The following is a 21,303-nucleotide window of genomic DNA, read 5'->3' as shown; positions in this document are numbered from 1 at the left end:
ACGCGGCTTTTTTGCGTTTTTCGCCGTTTTCTCTAATAAATACGTCCGCGAAAACCGAAATAATACATAAACTCTGCCCTAATCAGGAGGTACGGAATTGCCAGGCTCAAGAAAACTATCATGGCTGCTTGTTATCGCCCTTATCGCTCAAACGTTCGCCTCCGCCGGCGCAAGCGCCGCGTCTTCGGGCGCGGAGGTGCGGATCGCGGCCGCGGGGGGACCGGTCGTCACGTCCCTGTTCCCGGCCGACGACGCAAGTTCGGTCCCGTCCAATACGAAGCTGCGAATCCAATTCGACGAACCCGTAAAAGCCGGCTCCGGGGAAATCGAGATCAAAAATTCCGCCACGTTCGAGACGGTTGCGAAATACAACGTGGCCGCGAACTCGCCCAACATTCAATACAACTACAATGCCACCGCCGTGACGATTACGCCGGACGCGAATCTGCTGGCCGGGGGAAGCGGCTATTATGTCATCGTTCCGGCAGGCGCTTTCACGAACGGCGCCGGAGCCCCGTTTGCCGGCATTACCGATCCGCTGTCCTGGAATTTTCAGATCGGCGGTTGGGATACGGCCGCTCCGACGGTGCTGACATACGCCCCGGCTCCGAACGGCGTCGCCAATTCGCTGGGCACGAATCTATCGCTTAAGTTCAACGAAGCGGTGATTCCGGGCCCCGGAAACATTATCGTCAAGGACTTGTCAAACGGCACGGACACGGTCATTCCGGCGAACTCCGACCGGGTTTCGGGAGCCGGCACCGACACGATTACGATCTCTCCGGGAACGTTTGCCGCCAACATGGTATACGCCGTCCAAATCGGAGACAACGCGCTGAGCGATGCGGCGGGCAATTTTTATCCGGGAATCGCGGCGAACGATACGACGACCTGGCGTTTTACCGTTACGAAGGATACGAACGTTCCCGAGCTCGTCAGCGTGTCGCCGGCTTCGGGCGTGAACTATGTGAAAGAAACCGAAGTTTTGAAAATGACGTTCAACAAGCCGGTCCAAGGCGCAAACGGCCAAAAAGGAACGGCCCTGCTGGATGGCGGCACCGACCATGTGCCGCTGACGATCGGCGTCGATCCTTCGAACCCGAACGCGCTGACGTTGACGCCGGATACGCCGTTCAGGCAAGCGTCCAAATACGTCGTCCAGATTCCGGCCGATGCCGTAACCGATCTGTCCGGCAACTATTTTCCCGGCATCTTGAACAATCATCGCTGGACCTTCCAGACAGTCGGCTCCGACAAGATTGCCCCCGGGTTGTCGTCCGCCAAAATCGAAGGCGCGAACATTTTGCTGACGTATAACGAGGATTTGGACGAAACGTCCGTGCCTTACGCATCCAACTATTACGTCGTCGTCAACGACGTGCCGCGGCAGGTGAACGGCGTCGCGGTGTCCGGCAAAGAAGTGCGCCTCGTGCTGCAGTCCGGCGTTACCGTCGGGCAAACGGTCAAGCTGAGCTATACGATCGGCGACCGTCCGCTGCGGGACAAATCGGGCAACAATGCCGCCGCCTTGAATGGGCAAGCGGTATCGAACACGACCGATACAACGCTGCCCAAGCCCGTCAGCGGAACGGTGAGCGGCACGACGCTGACGCTGACGTTCAACAAATCGCTGAGCGCCGCGACGACGCCGTCGGCTTCCCAGTTCGCGGTCAGCGTGGGCGGTTCCGCCCGCGGAGTGAGCGGGGTATCGATCAGCGGGGCCAACGTCATTCTTTCGCTCGGCTTCTCGATCGGCAACGGAGAAGCGGCGGCGGTCAGCTACGCCCCCGGAACCGCTCCGCTTGTCGATTTGAGCGGAAACGCCGTTGCGGCGTTCACCAGCTTCTATGTTCAAAACGCAACCGATACCGTGCCGCCGACGCTGGTCTCCGGCACCGCTTCGGGGAGCGTGGTCAAGCTTGTTTTCAGCGAAGGTTTGAATCCGTCCCGCGTTCCGTTGAAATCCAGCTTCTCCGTGCTCGTTAACGGGACGGCGGCGACCGTCTCTTCCGTCGCCATCGCGAACAATACGGTAGAGCTGACGCTTTCCCGGGCGCTGTCGGCGAATCAGCAAGTTCAGGTCACGTACGTTCCCGGATCCCCGGCGATCGCCGATCTTGCGGGCAACCCGGCGGGAACGATCAGCGCCTACCAGATCATCGTAGGGTCGGCGACGGCCGGCGGCGCGACGCTTTCGTCCCTGGTCCTCAATGGCACGACGCTGACGCTGACGTACTCTTCCGCGCTGAACGCATCCGTCGTTCCGAACGCGCTGCAGTACGTCGTGCAAACGAACGGGAACAACATCACCGTCCGCAGCGTCGCCGTTTCGGGCCAGACCGTCACGCTGACGCTTGCTTCCGCCATTCCCTCCGGCCAGGCGGTCACTCTGACCTATTTCAATTCGGGGGTATCGCTGCAGGATGCGAACGGAAACAAGATGGAGGGCTTCTCCAACCGGACCGTCACGAACGAATCGTCGTCGATCCCGAATGCGCCCGACTATTTGAATTCGGACGGGGAGGGCGGACTGCTGCTCGGGTTAAGCGCGGCCTCTACGGCCTCCTCGACGACGGCATCGGGCAAATCGGGCAACCGCTACATGATCGACGCGGACAAGATGATTACTTCGCTTGCGATGCTGAAATCGAGCACGACACAGGTGACCGCGCAGCAATTGACGTTCAAAGTTCCGGACACCGAAACGGCCGGGATGGTCGGACTGCCGCTCCGCGGGCTGATCAGCGGAGCTTCCATGAACTCGGGCGCATCGTTCCGAGTGGTGCATGGCAATTTGATCTATACGATTCCGTTGAACGCGATCGACTTCAATCAGGAGCTTTCGCTCATCGGCGGCGATGTCTCCTCGGCCTACTTGTATTTGACGATGGAGCAGACGGCCAACAGCTCGCTCGCCGCCGCGATCGGAAACCGTACCGCGACGCCGCAAGCGACGGCCGCCGCGTTTTCGATGGTAGTCGTATCCGGCGGCAATCAGCGGGAAGTTTCCAATTACAATGCGGGCGGCAGCGTGAAAAAGACGTTCGCGCTCGGTTCGGCATCGGCGCTCCCTTCGGAGACGGCCGTCGTGCGCTGGGACGACCAGTACGGCGATGCGGTGTATGCGCCGACCTCGATCGAAAGCTCCGCAAACGGCGTCAGAGTGAGCACCGAAGCGAAAGAAAACGGAACCTTTGCCGTCGTTGGAAAAACAAACCGGATTTTTTCGGACATGAATTCGCATTGGGCGCGCAACGATGTGGCGATTCTTGCGTCTAAATTTATTGTAGACGGTCCGACGAGGACGACCTTCGCTCCCGCCCAGAATATTACCCGGGCCGAGTTCGCGAAGTTTATCGCCCGCGGCCTCGGCCTCCCCGGAGATCGAAGCGCCGCGGCCAAGTTCGGCGATGTCGGCGCGAACGGGGCGAACGCGGCCTATATCGGGGCGGTCAGCAACGTCGGAATCGTTCAAGGCACCGAGAAAGGCACATTTAACCCGAACGCCTCCATCACCCGTGAAGAGATGGCGACGATGATGCTGCGCGCGATGACGTATGCCGGCGTGCAACCTTCTTCCTCGGCCAACACCTTGTCCCGCTTTACGGACGGGAACGCGGTGAGTAACTGGGCCAGGAGCGCGGTTGCGGGGAATGTGGAAGCGGGGGTGATGAACGGCGTATCCGCGACGAAGTTCCAGCCGAAGTCGAACGCTTCTCGCGCCGAGGCGGCAGCCATGGTCAAGAGAATGCTGGAGTACGCCGAATTGCTCGAATCCTAATTTGCAAAAGCGGGGCTGCACATGATCGACATTCACACGCATATCCTGCCCAGTCTCGACGACGGCGCGCAAACGTGGGAAGACGCCCTGGACATGGCCCGTGCCGCGGTGGCGGAAGGAATCGACACCGTCATCGCGACGCCGCACCATGCCAACGGAGTATATTCGAACGAGGCGGACGCGATCCGGCGGAGGGCGGAGCAGTTCCGCGAGCGTCTGGCAGAGGAGGGCATACCGCTGCGGGTCGAATGCGGACAGGAAATCCGGGTTCACGACGACCTGCTGGACGCCTGGCAGCGCGGCGAGCTGCTGTCTCTGGCGGGATCCGACTTTGTCTTGCTCGAGATGCCGACGGGGCGCATTCCGTCCGGTATGGCGGATTTGATTCACGAGTTGAAGATCATGGGGAAGAGGCCAATTATCGCGCACCCCGAGCGCAACTCGGAAGTCCTTCGTTACCCGGAGCGCCTTTCGCAGCTGGTCGAGGTCGGAGCGTACGCCCAAGTGACGACGCATTCGCTCCTCGGCCTGTTCGGCAAGAAGGCGGAAGAGTCGGCCTGGTCTTTGTGCCGCGCCGGTCTGATCCATATCGTGTCTTCGGATGCGCACCATGTGGAGCGCCGGGGATTCAGGTTGCAGGAAGCCTATGAGCTGATCTCTAGCAAATTGGGTGAAAAATTTAAGGAGAATTTTAGACAAAATGCAGTCTCCGTGCTGTATAATCGTTCATTGAACGAATCCGTTGTTTTTGAAAAAAGTGTGAATATTTGGGGGAAAATCGCAGGTTTTCTCAGGAAAAGTTGACCGCTGTCGATTAATAATGGTATCTTAGTTAAAAGAGTGTTAAAAAGTATTTTGATAGGGTTATTATGTGGTAGGGTTTGACTTTAAAAATTACATATGAGGTGAAAGTGGATGTCTTTGAAGAGAAAAGTAACAGCAACGACTTTGGCAGCAAGCTTGGCCGTAACCGCATTCGCGGGTATTCCGCTGAGCAGCAAGGGACTCGCACAGAAGCTTGGTTTCAACAACGTGGCTTCCGCTGCTTCCGTAGGTTCGATTTCTTACGGCGTATACAGCGTGACGGACATTGTTTATGGGGTTAGAGACATTCTGAACAACTCGGGCAAGACGGCTCCTTTTGCGGTAGCTGACAGCGTTTATATTGCGCCGAGCGTTAATGACGCAACTTACAGCGTAAGCAGTGTTACTTATGTAACTTATGCGGGGAAAGTTACTTCCTTCGATGAAATCTTCGCTCCTGTCAAAGGCAAGATCAAAATCGGAGGCAACCCGATTTCCGGCGCTGACTCTGCGAATGTTGATGTGTTGGCCGGCGCCCTGATCAAGCTTGCGTTCGGTCTGGACGAGGAACCGCTTCTGGCTCTCGATAAAGATGCGAATGTTCTTGCTACGTTGACCAAGCTCGAAGAATCCGGTCTGGATCTTAGCCAGGAAGAACTGTACGGTCTCCTCTATGGAACGAACGGTTTGATTCCGATCATCAACAACAAGTTGAATACGAGCGGCGTTCCTGCAACCGACTATACGGCATTCCTCGAATCCGTGTTCGAAGAGTTCATTGCCAAGAACGAGGGTATCGGATCCGGATTCGGAATTACCGCAGCCGACCTGAAGCAAGCATTCCTGGGCTTCCGGGAAGCTGTAGGAACCCAATTGTTCGACCAGGCCGTTCTCGAACTGGCAGCCGCATATTACACGTACACGCACCCGGTTGTCGGCGGCGGCGGTGGCGGCGTCGTAACCGACACGACGCTTGCCGACGCGAAGAACGCTCTTGCCGCTATCAAGGCTAAGCTTGCAACCGCAACCGATGCCGAGAAGCAAGCGCTGATCGACGAAGCGCTCAAAGTCGCGTTCGAAGCTATTGCGAAGCTGGCTCAATTCAACGCTTCCTCGTACGTGCGCGAAGTTGACGGCAAAGCTGTCGTATCCTTGACGGCCAGCAACCTCGCTCAACTGTTCGGCAATGTCGAACAACTGAAAGCTTCGCTTGTCGACGCTATCGGTGCCGACAATGCAGCGAAGCTGAAGAAGCCGACGCTGCTGATCGATCTCGGCAACGTTACGCTTTCGTCCAGCGTCGTCAACCTGGCGAAAGACATCGCCGCGAAAGCATCCGAACTGAACTTTGGATTCGTTGCGATCAAGGTTTCCGGCGCCACGACGAAGTTCCCGATCAGCGCCGTCAACGGCGACGTGATCTTTACGCTCGACAGAACGGCTGCTTCGACGGCTCAAACCGGCGGCCGCCCGGCGGTAACGGACGTATTCAACTACGGCCTGTCGGTTAACGGCACCGTTTATGACGAGTTCAACGAACCGGTTCAAATCCAAATTCCGCTGGTCAATACGACCGGCATCGATACGGAACTGACGACCGTCCTGAAAATCGACGGCAGCACGCAATCGGTTGAAGGCGGCGTATACGGCGACGGCGTTCTGACGGAAAACCGTTACACGTTCTCCTCGTACGTCGGCGTTGAAAACGACGTAACGTTCAGCGACGTGGCAAGCGTTCAATCGTGGGCCGGCCGCGAAATCAAAGTTGTCGCCGCTAAAGGCGCAATCGAAGGCCGCGGCGACGGCAAGTACGATCCGCGTGCGAACGTAACGCGCGCCGAATTTGCGAAGATTCTCGTCGAAGCTCTTGATCTCGACAACCCGAACGCATCGTCTACCAAATTCAGCGACGTTCCGGCAAACGCTTGGTATGCACCGGCTGTAGCCGCAGCGGTTGACAATGGCATCATCAACGGCCGCTCCGAAACTCGCTTCGATCCGCTTGCGCCGATCTCCCGCGCCGAGATCGCTACGATGATCTCCCGCGCGCTGCAAGTGGCGAAGGGCGTACAAGCCGTGTCCGACGTTGACGTTGCTCTCGCTAACTTCTCGGATGCCAGCACGATTCCGTCGTCCCTGAAATCCGGCGTAGCTCTTGCGGCCAGCAAGAACATCGTCATCGGCAACGAAGGCAAATTCAGCCCGAACGCGAATGCGAGCCGTGCGGAAGCTGCCGTCATCGTCTACCGCGCTCTGAACGTTGAAGCGGAATAAGAGAAGATAGTTCTCGTCTGCAAAGGAGCCATCCTCCTCTCATCTTGATGGGAGGAGGATGTTCTTTGTATGGGGTTAATGAAATACTCGTTTCTGTACGCTTCGTAGAGCATCATAGACCGAAACCAGGAGCAGCTTGGAGGGAGCATGACGTGTCCAATGAATTGGATCTCCGCGATTACTTTCGCATCGTCCGGAAGCGGATCTGGTGGATCGTAAGTTTCGTGCTAATCGTCACGATCGCGGCAGGCATCTACAGCAAATTCGTAATCGAGCCTGTTTACGAAGCCTCGACGAAGATCATCGTCAATCGCGCTTCCGACAACACGACCGTACAGCAATTGGATCTAAATGAAGTCAACACATACATCAAAATGATCGACACCTACAAAGAAATCATCAAAACGCCCGCCATTCTGGATAAAGTCGTCGCCAATCACCCCGAATTCGGCCTGACTTCCGAGCAGCTGATGGGCAAGATCAAGGTGAGCTCGGTCAACAATACGCAAGTGATGACGGTTATCGTGAACGACCTCTCCTATTCGAAAGCAGCCCAAATCGCCAACGCCGTCTCCGAAATTTTCAAACAGGAAATTCCTACTTTATTTAACGTTCAAAATGTCTCGATTCTGAACGAGGCCAAGCTGGAGCCCGCCCAACAGCCGAGCCCGGTTTCGCCCAACGTCATGTTGAATACGATCATCGCGTTTATCGTATCTCTGATGCTGGCGGTCGGCGTCGTGTTTTTGCTTGAGTATTTGGACGATACGATGAAGACGGAAGCGGATGTGGAACAAGTTCTCGGTCTCCCGACATTGGCCATGATTACGAGAATGGGGCCGGAGGAAATGGCGGAGGCGAAACCGAGCGAATCGGTATCCATCAAACAGGCAGGTGAGCTATCCCGTGTCACGACCGGCAAATAAACGCAATCTTATTACGCATACGAATCCCCGTTCGCCGATCTCGGAAGCTTACCGTTCGCTTCGGACCAACGTCGACTTCTCCTCGATCGATGAAAAAATGCAGGTCATCATGGTAACGTCCGCAGGCCCGGGAGAAGGAAAATCGACGATGATCGGCAACCTGGCCATTACCTATGCCCAATCCGAACGCAAGGTGCTGTTGATCGACGCCGACATGCGGAAGCCGACCGAGCACCATACGTTCGAAGTGTCGAACCGATGGGGGCTATCCTCCGTTCTGTCCCAGCAATGCAGCCTGGAGGAGGCGATTCAGGAAACGAAAATTCCCGGCCTGTCCGTCATTACATCCGGTCCGATTCCGCCGAATCCGGCGGAAATGGTTGCGTCGAAGCGCATGTCCAGTGTCATTGCAGAGCTTCGCGAACGGTTCGATATTGTTTTAATCAATTCGCCGCCGACGTTGGCCGTTACCGACGCCCAATTGTTATCGACGCGTTGCGACGGCGTAATTCTGGTATTGGACCATGGGAAAGTAAAACGGGAAATCGCATTAAAAGCCAAGGAAGGCCTGGATAAGGTAGGAGCCAAAATTCTCGGCGTCGTCATCAACAACGTCAAACGCAGAAAAAGCGAAGGCTACTACTATTACTACTACGGCGATAAAAATAATTAAGCAAGGCGGAGGCATGCAAAATGGCTGTCAAGAAAAAACTGGTCGTATTGTTTGTAATCGATCTGCTAATCGTTTGGTTTAGCAGCTATACGGCTTATTTCTTCCGGTTCGAGGGGCGTGTGCCGGGCGAATATATCGGCCAGTTTCTTGAATACAGCCTGCTTTCCTCCGGGCTCTGCTTGATCGTCATGCTCTATCTCGGAATGTATCGCAGCATGTGGAAATATGCCAGCATCCGGGAGCTATTGACAATGTGTCAGGCCGTCGTGATCAGTTGGGGAGCTGCCTACCTGATTACTTTGCTGTATATGGATCATAGGGTCCCCTTGTCCGTTGCCGTTCGAACGCTGGAAACGAGTCTGCTGCTAATGGGGGGAGCGCGCGTATTTTGGCGCGTGCTGAGCAACAGGCGAACCCCTGGCAAAGACAACAAGATTCCTACCCTTATTTTCGGAGCCGGCGATTGCGGCGTATTGGTCGCAAGAGATCTTATGAGTCCGAATGTGAACGATCGCAAGCTGGTCGGTTTCATCGACGACGACCCGCAAAAGCATTTCCTGACCGCTTATAATTTGCCGATACTGGGCGACCGCCATGCCATCGAATCGGTTGTTATCTCGCATCAAATCAAAGAAATCATTATCGCCATTCCTTCCGCTCCCAAGACCGTTATCTCCGAGATTATCAATCTTTGTATATCGACAGGCGCTAAAGTTAAAATGATTCCGGGCATTCGCGATATGGTCAACGGAAAAATCTCGTTCAGCACGATGCGGGACGTCGACGTCGAGGATTTGCTCGGCCGCGATCCGGTCAAGATCGATCTGGTCGGGATCGCCGAATATGTAGAGGACAAGGTCGTGCTCGTTACGGGAGCCGGCGGTTCGATCGGATCGGAGCTATGCCGGCAGATCTCGCCGTTCCGACCATCCAAGCTGCTGCTTCTCGGTCATGGAGAGAGCAGCATCTACAACATTGAAATGGAATTGAAGCGTAATTTTCCGCATTTACATATAGAACCGATCATCGCCGACGTCCAGGATCGCGCGCGAATCGACTACGTATTCGATTTATATCGTCCTCAAGTCGTTTTTCACGCCGCAGCCCACAAACACGTTCCGCTCATGGAGAAAAATCCGTCGGAAGCGGTCAAAAACAACGTCTTCGGCACGCAAAACGTGGCCGACAGCGCCGACAAATACGGCGTCGACCGTTTTGTCCTCATTTCATCCGACAAGGCGGTCAACCCGACAAGCGTCATGGGCGCGACCAAGCGGATCGCGGAAATGTACGTCCAAAGCCTGAACGTACACAGCAAAACGAAGTTTGCCTCCGTCCGCTTCGGCAACGTGCTGGGCAGCCGCGGCAGCGTCATTCCGCTTTTCAAAAAGCAAATTTCCGCTGGCGGTCCGGTCACCGTTACCCACCCGGACATGGTTCGCTACTTCATGACCATCCCGGAAGCCGTTCAGCTGGTCATTCAAGCCGGGGCCCTGTCGAAGGGCGGAGAAATCTTCATTCTCGATATGGGAGAACCGGTCCGCATTCTCAAACTGGCCGAAGATCTGATCCGGCTGTCCGGATACGAGCCGTACGTCGATATCGACATCGAGTTCTCGGGAATCCGCGACGGCGAGAAGCTGTACGAAGAACTGCTCACCGCGGAAGAAGGGGCCACGAAAACGCAGCACGAGCGAATTTACATCGGCAAGCCCAGCATTATTAGCCAGAAAGAGCTGGATCTCGAGTTCAGCCGACTGGAGAGAGTCATCGGCGAGGAGCCGAAAGTGGTCAAGGATGCGATTGAGAGTTTGGTTCCGATATTGGAGTATGTTTCTTAATTCACATGGATGGTGTTGATACGGCAATGTATCCTAAAGTATTTAAAAGGTTACTGGATATTTTACTGAGTTTAATTCTTATGCCGATTGTTATGGTAGTGATCTTGATTTGTGGAGTTTTCATTTTTCTAGAAGATCGCGGTCCAATATTTTATTGTGGTTTAAGGTTAGGAAAAAAAGGAACTACCTTTAAGATGGTTAAGTTGCGAACAATGAAGGTAAATGCCCCTGATATTCGAAATGCTGATGGATCGACATTCAATTCGAGTTCAGACCAAAGACTTACACAGGTAGGAAAATTATTTAGAAAAACAAGTTTAGATGAATTGCCTCAACTATTTAACGTTTTAATTGGGAATATGAGTTTTGTTGGACCGCGTCCTGACTTACCTGAACATATTAATTATTATGAAGATGATGAGATTAAAAAGCTTGATGTATTGCCTGGAATCACAGGATACAATCAAGCTTATTTTCGAAATTCTTTGGAGTGGAAACAGAGATTAATAAATGACTTATATTATGTTCAAAATATTTCTTTTGTATTAGATTTGAAAATTCTATTCGCAACTATTATTGGAGTATTAAGACGTAAGGGGATTTATTCATCGAGAGAACAATTAAATAAATCTAAAATTGAGGGTTGAAAATGAAAGCTGGACTTTCTTACGAGGCAATTGAGTTACCTTGGGATACTGCCTACTTTCAAGTAAAAGCTGCATCAGCAACATTAAAAGGCCCGTTGTCTGTAGATGAGCAACAAGAATTATTGGATTTTGCTAATAAATTTGATTTCTTTACTTTTAAAAATATTAATAATAATAAAATCAATAATACATGGTTGGGGATTGAAACTAATGCATTTTTAGTAGATATTAATATTCAGTTTATTAAACAAGTCACCACTGCGAGTGAATTGGTGGAAAATATATCCGTATCAAATAACTTCTCTCCGAATGAACAAATTCTTTTACTTGCCAAAAATTCATATAAGTATTCTAGGTTTTTTAATGATCCTTATTTGCCAAAGAAAGAGTCGTCCGAGGTTTACATGAAATGGACAAAAGATGCCTTTGAAAAGGAAAATAAGTTCTTTGTTGTATCCACACAAGAGAATTGCATTTCCGGTTACCTTTTTTTCTCTCTAGATATCAAATCATCAAGTGCAATTATTGAATTAATTGCTGTCGATGAGGGAGCTAGAGGCAAAAACGTTGGCTCTTCCCTTGTAAATCAAATGGAAGGATTTCTCTTTAAGAAAGGAATTAAAACTATAAAGGTAGGTACACAGTTAGACAATAGCTTGGCCTTAAAGTTTTATTCTAAAGTAGGATTTGAATATAAAGGCAGTAGTGCTATTTATCATTATTGGCCGTATATGAAAAGGAGTTTAAAAAATGTTTCAAAATAGCATACGAGAGTTTCTTCCTTATTGTCTTCCAGATATAACTGAACGAGAAATCAATGAAGTTGTATCCACGCTAAAATCTGGGTGGCTAGCAAAGGGACCCAAGACAATTGAATTCGAGAATAGATTTGCTGAATTTGTCGGGGCGAAATATGCGGTTGGTATGAATTCGTGTACAGCGGCCTTACATATTTCTTTATTAGCGGGAGGGATTGGCCCTGGAGATGAAGTGATTACCACACCAATGACATTTGCCGCCTCAGCAAATACCATTCTACACACAGGGGCAACACCAATATTTGTTGATATCGATCCATTAACAGGATGCATTGATCCAAATGAAATAGAGTCTAAAATTACTTCACGAACTAAAGCAATTGTTCCAGTTCATTATGCAGGACAAGCCTGTGACCTTGATAGTATTTATTCGATTGCCGACAAATATAATTTGTTCGTGTCGGAGGACGCAGCACATGCAATATATACTCAATATAAAGGGCGTTTCATTGGCAATAGACCCCAAAATACTGTTTCGTTTAGCTTTTATGCAACCAAAAATTTGGCAACCGGGGAAGGTGGAATGTTAGTTACAGATGATGAGTTTATTGCCAATAAAGCAAGAGTCCTTATCACACATGGAATGAGTAGGAATGCATGGAAACGCTATGCCAAAGATGGTTCATGGACATATGATATTGAAGAACCAGGTTATAAATATAACATGTTTGATCTGCAAGCAGCTATCGGGATTCGACAATTAGAACGTCTAGGTGAAATGCAAAAAAGAAGAGAAAATATAGCTAGTATGTACAATAAAGCCTTCGCAAACGTTCCAGGACTCTTGCTTCCCACTGCTTCCGAGTCCACTACAATTCATTCTTGGCATTTATATATCATCAAAATTAATTCGGAAAAAACCAGAATTAATAGGAATGAGTTTATAGAAGAATTGAATAAAAGAAATATAGGTACAAGTGTTCATTTTATCCCAGTTCATTACATGAGCGCATATAAAAATCGTTTTGGATACAAGCAAGGAGACTTCCCTGTTGCCGAAAAATGGTTTGAAAGTATTGTTTCGTTACCGCTGTATCCAAAGATGAGTGACAGTGATGTTCAATATGTTATAGATTCTGTAAGCGAGATAATAGAAGGAGCATCTTAAGATATGTTGCGGGCTCTTGTTGTTTCTCATTTAGGGAGACATTTTAGAATTTTTGGCCACTATGATTATAAAGTATTGATTGAAATGGGAATAGAGGTTCATATTGCAGCAAACTTTAAAGAGGATATTGATCATTATGAAGATCATAAAGTAGTGAAGCATCAAATTGACTTTGTTAGAAATCCGTTTGATGTGGGCAATATTAAAGCTTACAAACAACTCAAGTCTTTGTTAAAAGAACATCAATTTGACATCATTCAATGTCAATCACCTACAGGCGGAGCAGTAACCCGCCTAGCGGCAAGAGCTGCAAGAAGGAAAGGAACAAAGGTTGTTTATACAGCTCATGGATTCCACTTCTATAAAGGAGCTCCCAGTAAAAACTGGATTATTTACTATGGAATAGAGAAATGGTTGGCTAAGTTTACGGATACTATTATTACAATTAATGAGGAAGATTATAGACTAGCACAAGCTAAATTTGGTGAGAATAAAGCTAGGTTTATAAATGGCGTAGGGATAGATTTGAAGAAATTTAGACCTCTCTCTGAAGCAAGCAAAAAAAATTTAAGAAAGAAATATGGGTTTGGTGAAAATGATTTTATTCTAAGTTATGCTGCTGAACTTAGTGACCGGAAAAATCAAGAGATGTTAATTTATGCAGTCCATCAGCTTAAAGAGGTGCTTCCTCATCTTAAACTCCTTTTAATTGGAAGGGGAAACAAGGACACCTATTACAAAGGGCTCGTTGAAAGTTTGGGTCTAGATAACCAAATTAAATTCATGGGTTACCGAAACGATGTATTGAATCTTCTAGGATTAGCCGATATTGCAGTATCCTCATCAAAACAGGAAGGATTACCGGTAAATATATTGGAAGCAATGGCAATGGGATTGCCGTTAGTTGTAACTAATTGTAGGGGAAACAGGGATTTAATAAAAGACGGAGAAAATGGTTATATTGTTGAGATCAATGATATAGGAGGTTTAGCACAAAAAATAGAATTTCTATATTCAGATGTCCAATTAAGGAATCGGTTTCGAAGTAATAGTCTTAATTTAATTCAACAATACTCGGTAGTTAAAATTGAGGAAGAGATGAAGACTATTTATTCTTCCCTTAATCATTGACTTAACATAATTTTGAATGTGAGTGATATTTATTAGAATTGTAATGCTTAGATCCAATCCTGTAATGCCAGATCCGCGCGTTGAAAAGGAAGCCAATTCATTGTTGCGTCTTGGGCATGAGGTAAAGATATTAGCATGGGATAGGATGAAAAAAAATCATGGAAGTGCAGAAGGTAAGTTAAATTTAAAAAATGGAGAAGTTCCAATCCGTTGGTTTAACATTACTGCAGAATATGGTTCAGGTCTAAGGAACTTAGGCCCCCTAATTATGTTTCAGTTTTGTCTAATTTGGTGGCTCATTAAAAACAGGAAAACATATGATATTATTCATGCTTGTGATTTTGACACTGTGATTCCTGCATGGTTTCTGGCAAAGTTCTTTCGCAAGATGTACGTCTATGACATATTTGACTATTATGTGGATGCCTTCCATGTTCCAAAGAAGTTAAAAAAGTTAGTTGAAGGTATAGATTTAGTAATGATAAATCATGCTAATGCAGTAATTATTGCAAATGAAAGTCGGCGGCGTCAGATTGCCAAAAGTAACCCAAGACAACTTTATGTTATTCATAATTCACCGGATATACAAATAAACTGGAGTGACGATACAAAGAGTACCAAACCTAAAAATCCAAAATTCGTTTATGTAGGGGTATTAGGGGGGGGGCGTATGTTAAAGGAGATCATCGATGTTTTTATTAAGCAAAGAAGTTGGGAGTTACACATTGGAGGATTCGGTCCTCTTGAAAATTACATTAAAGAAGCCTCAAATGTATACGAGAACATAGTTTTTTATGGGAAATTACCGTATCACGAAGTGTTAGAACTTGAGCGAAGATGTGACATACTTTTTGCAATTTATGACCCCAAGATAAAAAATCATAAGTTTTCTTCACCTAATAAGTTATACGAGGCAATGGCGCTTGGTAAACCAATTATTGTTGCAAAAGGAACCGGCATAGATGAGGTTGTTCTAAAAGAAAACATTGGGAAGGCCATTGATTTTACACCTGAAGCTTTCATTGAAGCTTCAAATGAGATATTGAATGAAGATTTTAGTGAATTGGCAATTCTCTCGAAGAAAATTTACCTTGAAAATTATTCATGGTCTATTATGGAACTAAGGTTAAAAAAGATTTATGAGAAATCTATTCTATGAGGCGGCAAAATGGAACAAGTACTTTATTGTGTATTATATTCTTGTTTGGGATTAGTATTATTAGTTTCAATAAGAAAAAAGAACAAACGGTTATCGTTTGTTGGGAGTTATAGTGGTTTTGTATTTGGAATGTTAATATATTATATATTAATCCCTATAATCGCATTTATTAACATTAATGAATTGTCTATTAGATACATTGCGGTTAATACTTATATACTATCGAAAGATATTCATTTTTTTATATACGCGCTCTCTCTCGTATTAATTGCCTTCGTTTCTCTTAACGTTATTTATAACATTACAATCAATAAACAGAATATTACTCATAATATTGAAATCGAAATAAAAAAAGAATCAATAATAAAGATACTTTCAGTAATTGCATATGCAACATGTTTTATTGGTGGAGTTAGCTTTATTATATTTATTGCATCGCTAGGTGGTATTGTAAATGCTTTAAAGATTGCAGATATAAACAGATCATTCTCTTCATCACTTACTGATTTTGTAGATTACAACTATTCATTACTTATAATTCCAGCGAGGTTAATTACGGTATCTCCGTTCTTGTTTTTTTTATTAGGGTCACTACGAAAAAAAGTTTTTGATAGATTCTTTTTTGTCTTTTCATTTTTAATATCAATATCGTTCTTTTTGTTTAATGCAGGTAGAGCTCCCCTTATCATTTTTCTTCTTAGTTTTTTATATGTGATATTAAGTAGATATTTTAAAAAAATTTGGTTGAAGCTAGTGCTAGTCGGCGTAATCTCCTTACCGTTGCTTGATTTTTTAGATTCTCTTTTCATTTATTTTGGAACTAATCAATGGGTAAGTTATAAGGTAGATTATTTAAAGTACACATATCAACTAATCCATCCTTTTAAGAATATATTAAATATACCAGATATCACTAGTGAATATGGTCTAAATTTTGGTTCTGATTTTATAACATCATTTTTAAATTTTATACCAGGAGTTAATTTTCCCAAATCTTACGAAAATACTTCATTGTTTTTTTCCGGGGGAAATTGGATGGTTGTTGGTGGCGTACCAAATGATCCAATTACATTCGGGTATATTCAATTTGGTCTCGCTGGGGTAGTTATGGTGTTTGGTTTTTTGGGTTTTTTGTTAGCTCGTATAGATGCTGTACTAAGAAAACTACCAAACAATAATGCAACAAAACTTATTTGTTCTATATTAGTAACTAATATGTTTATCTTAATATCAAGTGCAGATTTGGAAGCAGTTTTAAGAGGTAATGTTATAGTTGTAATTCTGTCATTCTGCCTGCTGTCTATATCTAAATTTGTCACCCCATTGAGAAATAAAAGCTAATTCAAAAAGTGAGTGTTTATTAAATGCAAATATTATTCATTTCCTCATCTCCTTTAGAATACAGTTCATCGGCAAATGTCAGAAATCAGGCACTTATTAAGGGTCTTATAGCACTTGGACATAATGTTTCTGTTTGTACAGCGAAGCCAGATATCTCTTCTGTTTACTATGATCATTCTCTGCGTCTCAATATCACGAACAAATATTATATAAATCCTAATAAGACTTTCTTAAAAGTCACTGAGAAAAAAACAAAACTACTTCAAAGACTTAAACAATTTTTTAAAAAGATTTTGTATGATTTTTATATGTCCATTTCTATATACGACCCAAGGAAAAATTTGCTTCCATCGGTCAACTCAAATTTGTTAGACCAGAACTTTGATTTAGTAATCTCATCATCTGACCCCAAGTCATCTCACTTAATTGCTGAAAAGATAATAAATGTTTGTTTACTGGAGAATGTAAAATGGATCCAATATTGGGGAGATCCTTTTACAAGTGATATTAATAAAAAATCGCTTCTCCCCAATTGGATAATAAAAAAGGAAGAACAAAGACTTCTTGAAAAGGCAGACGCTGCTGTATATGTCTCCCCTTTTACCCATCAAGAACAAATTAAAATGTTCCCTAACCTAAGGGGTAAATTGTATTTTATTCCGGTTCCATATTTGGAATCGACTATTATACCCATTAAAAGAAAATCTAAGCTGCAAATTGGTTATTTTGGTGACTACTATACGAGGGATAGAAATATTTATCCACTGTATAATGCAGTTTCCAAAATTAGGGACGCATCACTTTGTATTGTAGGCAACAGTGATACCAAACTTAGCAGCAGGGAAAACATAAAAATTAATCCAAGAGCAAGTTATGATTTCATTAAACGAAGTGAAGAGAAATGTAATTTACTTGTCTGTATCTGCAATAAGAAGGGGACACAGATACCAGGAAAGGTATACCATTATGCGGGCACTAATTTACCGATCCTTATCATACTTGATGGAGAAAATAAAGCACAACTGCGTGATTATTTTGAAAAATTTAATCGATATATTCTTTGTGATAATACGACCGAGAGTATTTCCATTGCTATAGAGGATCTTCAAAAGAATAATGTTGAATATCAACCGTCTTCAAGCTTTAAACCCAAAACAATTGCAGAGAATTTTTTGGATATCATATTAAGAATTCCCAAATAAAAGAAACCCTAAAATACAAGTATGGAGACAAGCGAATGCATAAAATTTATTTATTCGGAAGCGAATACCATTGCAAGATGGTTAGGGGAATACTCAGTTCAGATAATGAAGTTAAATTTGTAGAATCAATTCAAGAGGCGGATCTAATATATGTTATATACGGGCCAGGTGTAAATAGAAAAACTTTAAAGTATTGGATTTTTACAAGGAAGCCGTTTTTAATTCATTGGATTGGAACCGATACATTTATTTTAGATAAATCAAGAAGTCGTCCACAATTAATAACAAAGATCCACAGAGTAGTTAGTCTCAGCTTGATGAAATTTAGAAATCTAAACAATAGCCTAAAGTTTTTATCTAGTGCCCCATGGTTAGCGAAAGATGTTGCGGAAATGACTGGAATTGATACGGAGTATTTTGTTTTAACTAGCATTGAAAATGAGAACCTGTTAATACCTAATCAAAATAGAACATTTGATTTTATCACCTACATACCACTCCAAAATTTTGAAATGTATTTTGGTTCTGTTTTTTTGGAAATCGTCAAACTAAATCCAGATAAACAATTTTGTATTGTTTGCCCAGATCTACTTGACATTAAGAATTGGCCATATGAAAGATATACAAATTTGAAAATTCAACAGCGAACTAACAAAGAAGGCTTTTATCAGTTGCTTAATCAGTCAAAGTGTTTTATAAGGTTAAAAGATGGTGGTGATGCAATAGCTCTTAGTGTTTTAGAAGCTTTAGCACACGGCTGTAAAGTTGTATGGAATATACCATTTGATTATTGTAATTTTGAAACCAGAGACTCATTTAAATTAAACTACAAAAAATATTTTGGAGAATTTGAATTAAACAGAGAAGCAATTAGGTTTGTAAAAGAGAATTATAATGTTGATATGTGGAGAGTACAATTTAAGTCAATTATTAACGAATTATTGAAAAGTAAAAAAATAGAATAATGTTGGAGGCAATAATGAGTTTAATTAATGTGATAGGCCTAGGTTATATTGGATTGCCAACTGCTCTAATTTTTGCGGCAAGTGGAGCGAAGGTAATTGGTACGGATTACAATGTAAAATTAATTGATAGTCTTAACTCTGGAAATCTGCCATTTCAAGAAGAAGGGATGGAAAACTTATTTCAGGAAGCATTAGCTGGCGGGATAAAATTTACGACTCAGTACATCAAGGCAGATATTTACATTATCGCGGTTCCTACTCCTTATATCAAGAAAAGTAAAAAAATAGATCCTCATTATGTTATTGAGGCTATTAAGTCAACTCTGAAGGTTGCTGAAGATGGAGCGATTATCGTTATAGAGTCAACAATTTCTCCGGGTACGGTTGACAAATTTATTAGGCCTATACTTTCTGACATGAGGAAAGAGTCAGGTAAAGACATACATTTAGCTCATGCTCCCGAAAGAATTATGCCTGGTAAAATGATTTTTGAACTAGAGAATAATTCGCGTACAATTGGTGCAGATCATAGAGAGATAGGAGAAATTATTAAAGAGAAATATTCGATTTTTTGTAAATCTGAAATAATTGTTACTGATATTAGAACAGCAGAAATGACCAAGGTCGTTGAGAATACCTATAGAGATATTAATATAGCATTTGCAAATGAATTAGCAAAGATTTGTCGTAGAGACAACATGGATGTATACGAAATTATTCGCATTGCTAATATGCATCCTCGTGTTAATATTTTACAGCCGGGCCCTGGAGTTGGTGGGCACTGTATTTCCGTCGACCCTTGGTTTTTAGTAGGCGATTACCCTGATTTGGTGAATATAATTCTTGCTGCGAGACATATTAATGATGATATGCCCGAATATGTATTAAAAAGAATTCGTCAAATTATGAAGCAAACCGGTATCCAAAGTGTTTCACGAATTGGGCTATATGGACTAACGTACAAAGAAAATATAGATGATATCCGTGAAAGCCCAACGTTACAATTACTAGAGAGAATGGATGAACATTTAGCGTTTGGAATTAAGTCGTATGACCCTTTTATAAACAAAAAAATAGTTGAAGGCCAGTATTTCGAATTTGATAAATTTTTGGATGATATTGATTTTATCCTGAATTACGAAAGTACCACCTCATAAAAACATGAAAAAGTGCCCAGATCTTTGGTAGAATGGTGTTTGCCTAGAACATCACCAACCAAGAGAGGAGCACCCTTAAGGTGAAGTCTACCACAAAAATCGCGTCATTGAAAACGGCATTTTCTATGAGAAATGCAACAAATTTTGCAGGAAGCAAGGTGATCCTCGGATTTCTTGAAAACATCGGTTTGAATCAAGCCCTTCGGAGCCTTGGACTAGCCAAAGCGGCGAATGCCATCTTTCCGACGCATCGCATTCTGCAGATGCTCATCATCGGCTGGATTTTGGGCTGCGAACGTCTCTTTCATTTCAAATCCCTACAAGGTGATGCCTTGATCGCCCAGGCGCTGGGCGGCCGGGTGCCGCATCACACATTGTTAAACAAGGAATTGCTTCGTCTGGGCAAAGCCCACGACCATTTAGCGCCAGCCCTGCGAAACCTGAATGTCGAAATCATTGCACCGCAGCTACCCGACTCCTTGATTCTCGATCTGGATTCGACTGTTGAGACGGTGTACGGCAACCAGCAGGGAGCGGAAGTCGGTTTTAACAGTCAGAAGCGCGGCCGAAAGAGCTATCATCCCCTTCTCGTGTACGAAGGGCAGTCGCGAATGCTAGTGAATGCCGCGCTGCGTCCCGGCAACACGAGCAGTTCGACCGACGTCCTTTCGTTTGCCCGGCAAACGCTGGCGTTGTTGGAATCCCACCACGTACGCTATGCCCGGTTTGACAAAGGCTTTGGCGGAGAAGACTTCTACGCGTTCTGGGAGTCCCGTCAGATCGGCTACGTCGGCAAGCTGAAATGGACAAGTCGTCTCCAGGACCAAGTCAAAACCTGTGCGCATTGGACACGCTTTGTGGACGAGGACTGGATCATTGAAGGCATCGTGCTGGCCTACCAAGCGATCGGTTGGAAGAAGATGCGTCGTGTTGCTGTCATCCGCAAAATGCCGCGTTGGGACGGGGATCAGTCTCAGTTGGAACTGGATTTGCTTTGGCAATACGAAGCCATGGTCACAACGGAGGAATGGGAAGCCATCGATGTGTGGCGGTTCTACAACCAGCGCTGCTGCATGGAGAACTACATCAAGGAAGGCAAGAATGGCTTTGCCATCCACCGCATTCCAACGCAGTCGTTTGCCGCCAATGAAATCGACCTGCTCTTAAAGCTGCTCGCCTATAATCTCTTTGAGCGATTCAAGCATCATTGTTGTGAGCCGATTCACCGATCCTACACCATCCAGCGGTTCCGGCGAACGTTTTTTGTTTGTGCAGGTGTGTTTGTCCAGCATGCCCGCCAAATGACATTGAAACTGAGTACGTCTTTCCAAAACCAGTGGGCATGGCGACGAATGGAGCGAAAAAGTATTTTATTGGAATAAACGATAATCCCAATTTGTGTCTTGGAAATCCCGTTGCCCCTTCATGTGGGGAGGGGGAAAGTAACGGCATTTTTGCTCGCATTCCATTTTGACT

16 protein-coding genes are annotated in these 21,303 nt (G+C 45.4%); all 16 read left to right on the top strand.

Going from position 1 to position 21,303, the window contains the following annotated elements; genetic code table 11:
* Nucleotides 1-97 precede the first annotated feature (97 nt).
* The 16 genes from B7E11_RS05215 (at nucleotide 98) to B7E11_RS05140 (ending at nucleotide 21,209) form a co-directional block, all read left to right on the top strand.
* Nucleotides 98-3,781 (top strand): Ig-like domain-containing protein, encoded by a 3,684-nt coding sequence (locus B7E11_RS05215; protein WP_080832547.1) that lies wholly within the window; start codon nucleotides 98-100, stop codon nucleotides 3,779-3,781.
* 21 nt (nucleotides 3,782-3,802) lie between these two features.
* The gene (locus tag B7E11_RS05210; RefSeq protein WP_080832546.1) at nucleotides 3,803-4,585 is read left to right on the top strand and encodes a tyrosine-protein phosphatase; all 783 of its coding nucleotides are present in this window, start codon (nucleotides 3,803-3,805) and stop codon (nucleotides 4,583-4,585) included.
* 525 nt (nucleotides 4,586-5,110) lie between these two features.
* A complete protein-coding gene (locus B7E11_RS05205) occupies nucleotides 5,111-6,859 on the top strand; it encodes an S-layer homology domain-containing protein (protein WP_176220617.1) in 1,749 nt (582 codons plus the stop codon).
* A gap of 152 nt (nucleotides 6,860-7,011) precedes the next feature.
* A complete protein-coding gene (locus B7E11_RS05200; protein ID WP_176220616.1) occupies nucleotides 7,012-7,785 on the top strand; it encodes a YveK family protein in 774 nt (257 codons plus the stop codon).
* On the top strand, nucleotides 7,766-8,458 hold the full coding sequence (locus tag B7E11_RS05195; RefSeq protein WP_080832544.1) for a CpsD/CapB family tyrosine-protein kinase: 693 nt from the start codon (nucleotides 7,766-7,768) through the stop codon (nucleotides 8,456-8,458). Before B7E11_RS05200 ends, B7E11_RS05195 begins: the two co-directional genes overlap by 20 nt.
* A 20-nt stretch (nucleotides 8,459-8,478) precedes the next feature.
* Nucleotides 8,479-10,299, top strand: coding sequence for a polysaccharide biosynthesis protein (locus B7E11_RS05190; protein WP_080832543.1), 1,821 nt, complete (start codon nucleotides 8,479-8,481; stop codon nucleotides 10,297-10,299).
* A 5-nt stretch (nucleotides 10,300-10,304) separates the two neighbouring features.
* On the top strand, nucleotides 10,305-10,946 hold the full coding sequence (locus B7E11_RS05185) for a sugar transferase (RefSeq protein WP_245809630.1): 642 nt from the start codon (nucleotides 10,305-10,307) through the stop codon (nucleotides 10,944-10,946).
* A 2-nt stretch (nucleotides 10,947-10,948) separates the two neighbouring features.
* The gene (locus B7E11_RS05180) at nucleotides 10,949-11,710 is read left to right on the top strand and encodes a GNAT family N-acetyltransferase (RefSeq protein WP_080832542.1); all 762 of its coding nucleotides are present in this window, start codon (nucleotides 10,949-10,951) and stop codon (nucleotides 11,708-11,710) included.
* A complete protein-coding gene (locus B7E11_RS05175; RefSeq protein ID WP_080832541.1) occupies nucleotides 11,697-12,872 on the top strand; it encodes a DegT/DnrJ/EryC1/StrS family aminotransferase in 1,176 nt (391 codons plus the stop codon). Before B7E11_RS05180 ends, B7E11_RS05175 begins: the two co-directional genes overlap by 14 nt.
* 3 nt (nucleotides 12,873-12,875) lie before the next feature.
* A complete protein-coding gene (locus B7E11_RS05170) occupies nucleotides 12,876-14,003 on the top strand; it encodes a glycosyltransferase family 4 protein (RefSeq protein ID WP_080832540.1) in 1,128 nt (375 codons plus the stop codon).
* Between the two features lie 100 nt (nucleotides 14,004-14,103).
* Nucleotides 14,104-15,162: a glycosyltransferase family 4 protein gene (locus tag B7E11_RS05165; RefSeq protein ID WP_176220615.1), complete on the top strand. Its 1,059-nt coding sequence runs from the start codon at nucleotides 14,104-14,106 to the stop codon at nucleotides 15,160-15,162.
* Nucleotides 15,163-15,171: 9 nt separating this feature from the next.
* On the top strand, nucleotides 15,172-16,503 hold the full coding sequence (locus B7E11_RS05160; protein ID WP_080832538.1) for an O-antigen polymerase: 1,332 nt from the start codon (nucleotides 15,172-15,174) through the stop codon (nucleotides 16,501-16,503).
* A 23-nt stretch (nucleotides 16,504-16,526) separates the two neighbouring features.
* Nucleotides 16,527-17,705, top strand: a complete 1,179-nt coding sequence (locus B7E11_RS05155) for a glycosyltransferase family protein (protein WP_139787079.1) — start codon at nucleotides 16,527-16,529, stop codon at nucleotides 17,703-17,705.
* Between the two features lie 35 nt (nucleotides 17,706-17,740).
* Nucleotides 17,741-18,670, top strand: coding sequence for a glycosyltransferase family protein (locus tag B7E11_RS05150; RefSeq protein ID WP_080832536.1), 930 nt, complete (start codon nucleotides 17,741-17,743; stop codon nucleotides 18,668-18,670).
* A 14-nt stretch (nucleotides 18,671-18,684) separates the two neighbouring features.
* On the top strand, nucleotides 18,685-19,827 hold the full coding sequence (locus B7E11_RS05145) for a nucleotide sugar dehydrogenase (RefSeq protein WP_080832535.1): 1,143 nt from the start codon (nucleotides 18,685-18,687) through the stop codon (nucleotides 19,825-19,827).
* An 80-nt stretch (nucleotides 19,828-19,907) separates the two neighbouring features.
* Nucleotides 19,908-21,209 carry an IS1380 family transposase gene (locus B7E11_RS05140; protein WP_080832311.1) on the top strand — a complete coding sequence of 434 codons (1,302 nt, stop codon included), beginning with the start codon at nucleotides 19,908-19,910 and terminating at the stop codon, nucleotides 21,207-21,209.
* The last annotated feature ends 94 nt before the right edge of the window (nucleotides 21,210-21,303 follow it).

Source organism: Cohnella massiliensis, from assembly GCF_900169535.1.
Taxonomy (GTDB): Bacteria; Bacillota; Bacilli; order Paenibacillales; family Paenibacillaceae; genus Cohnella; species Cohnella algarum.
The sequence above is the reverse complement of the archived record's forward strand: the minus strand, read 5'-3'. Positions and strand labels throughout refer to the sequence as shown.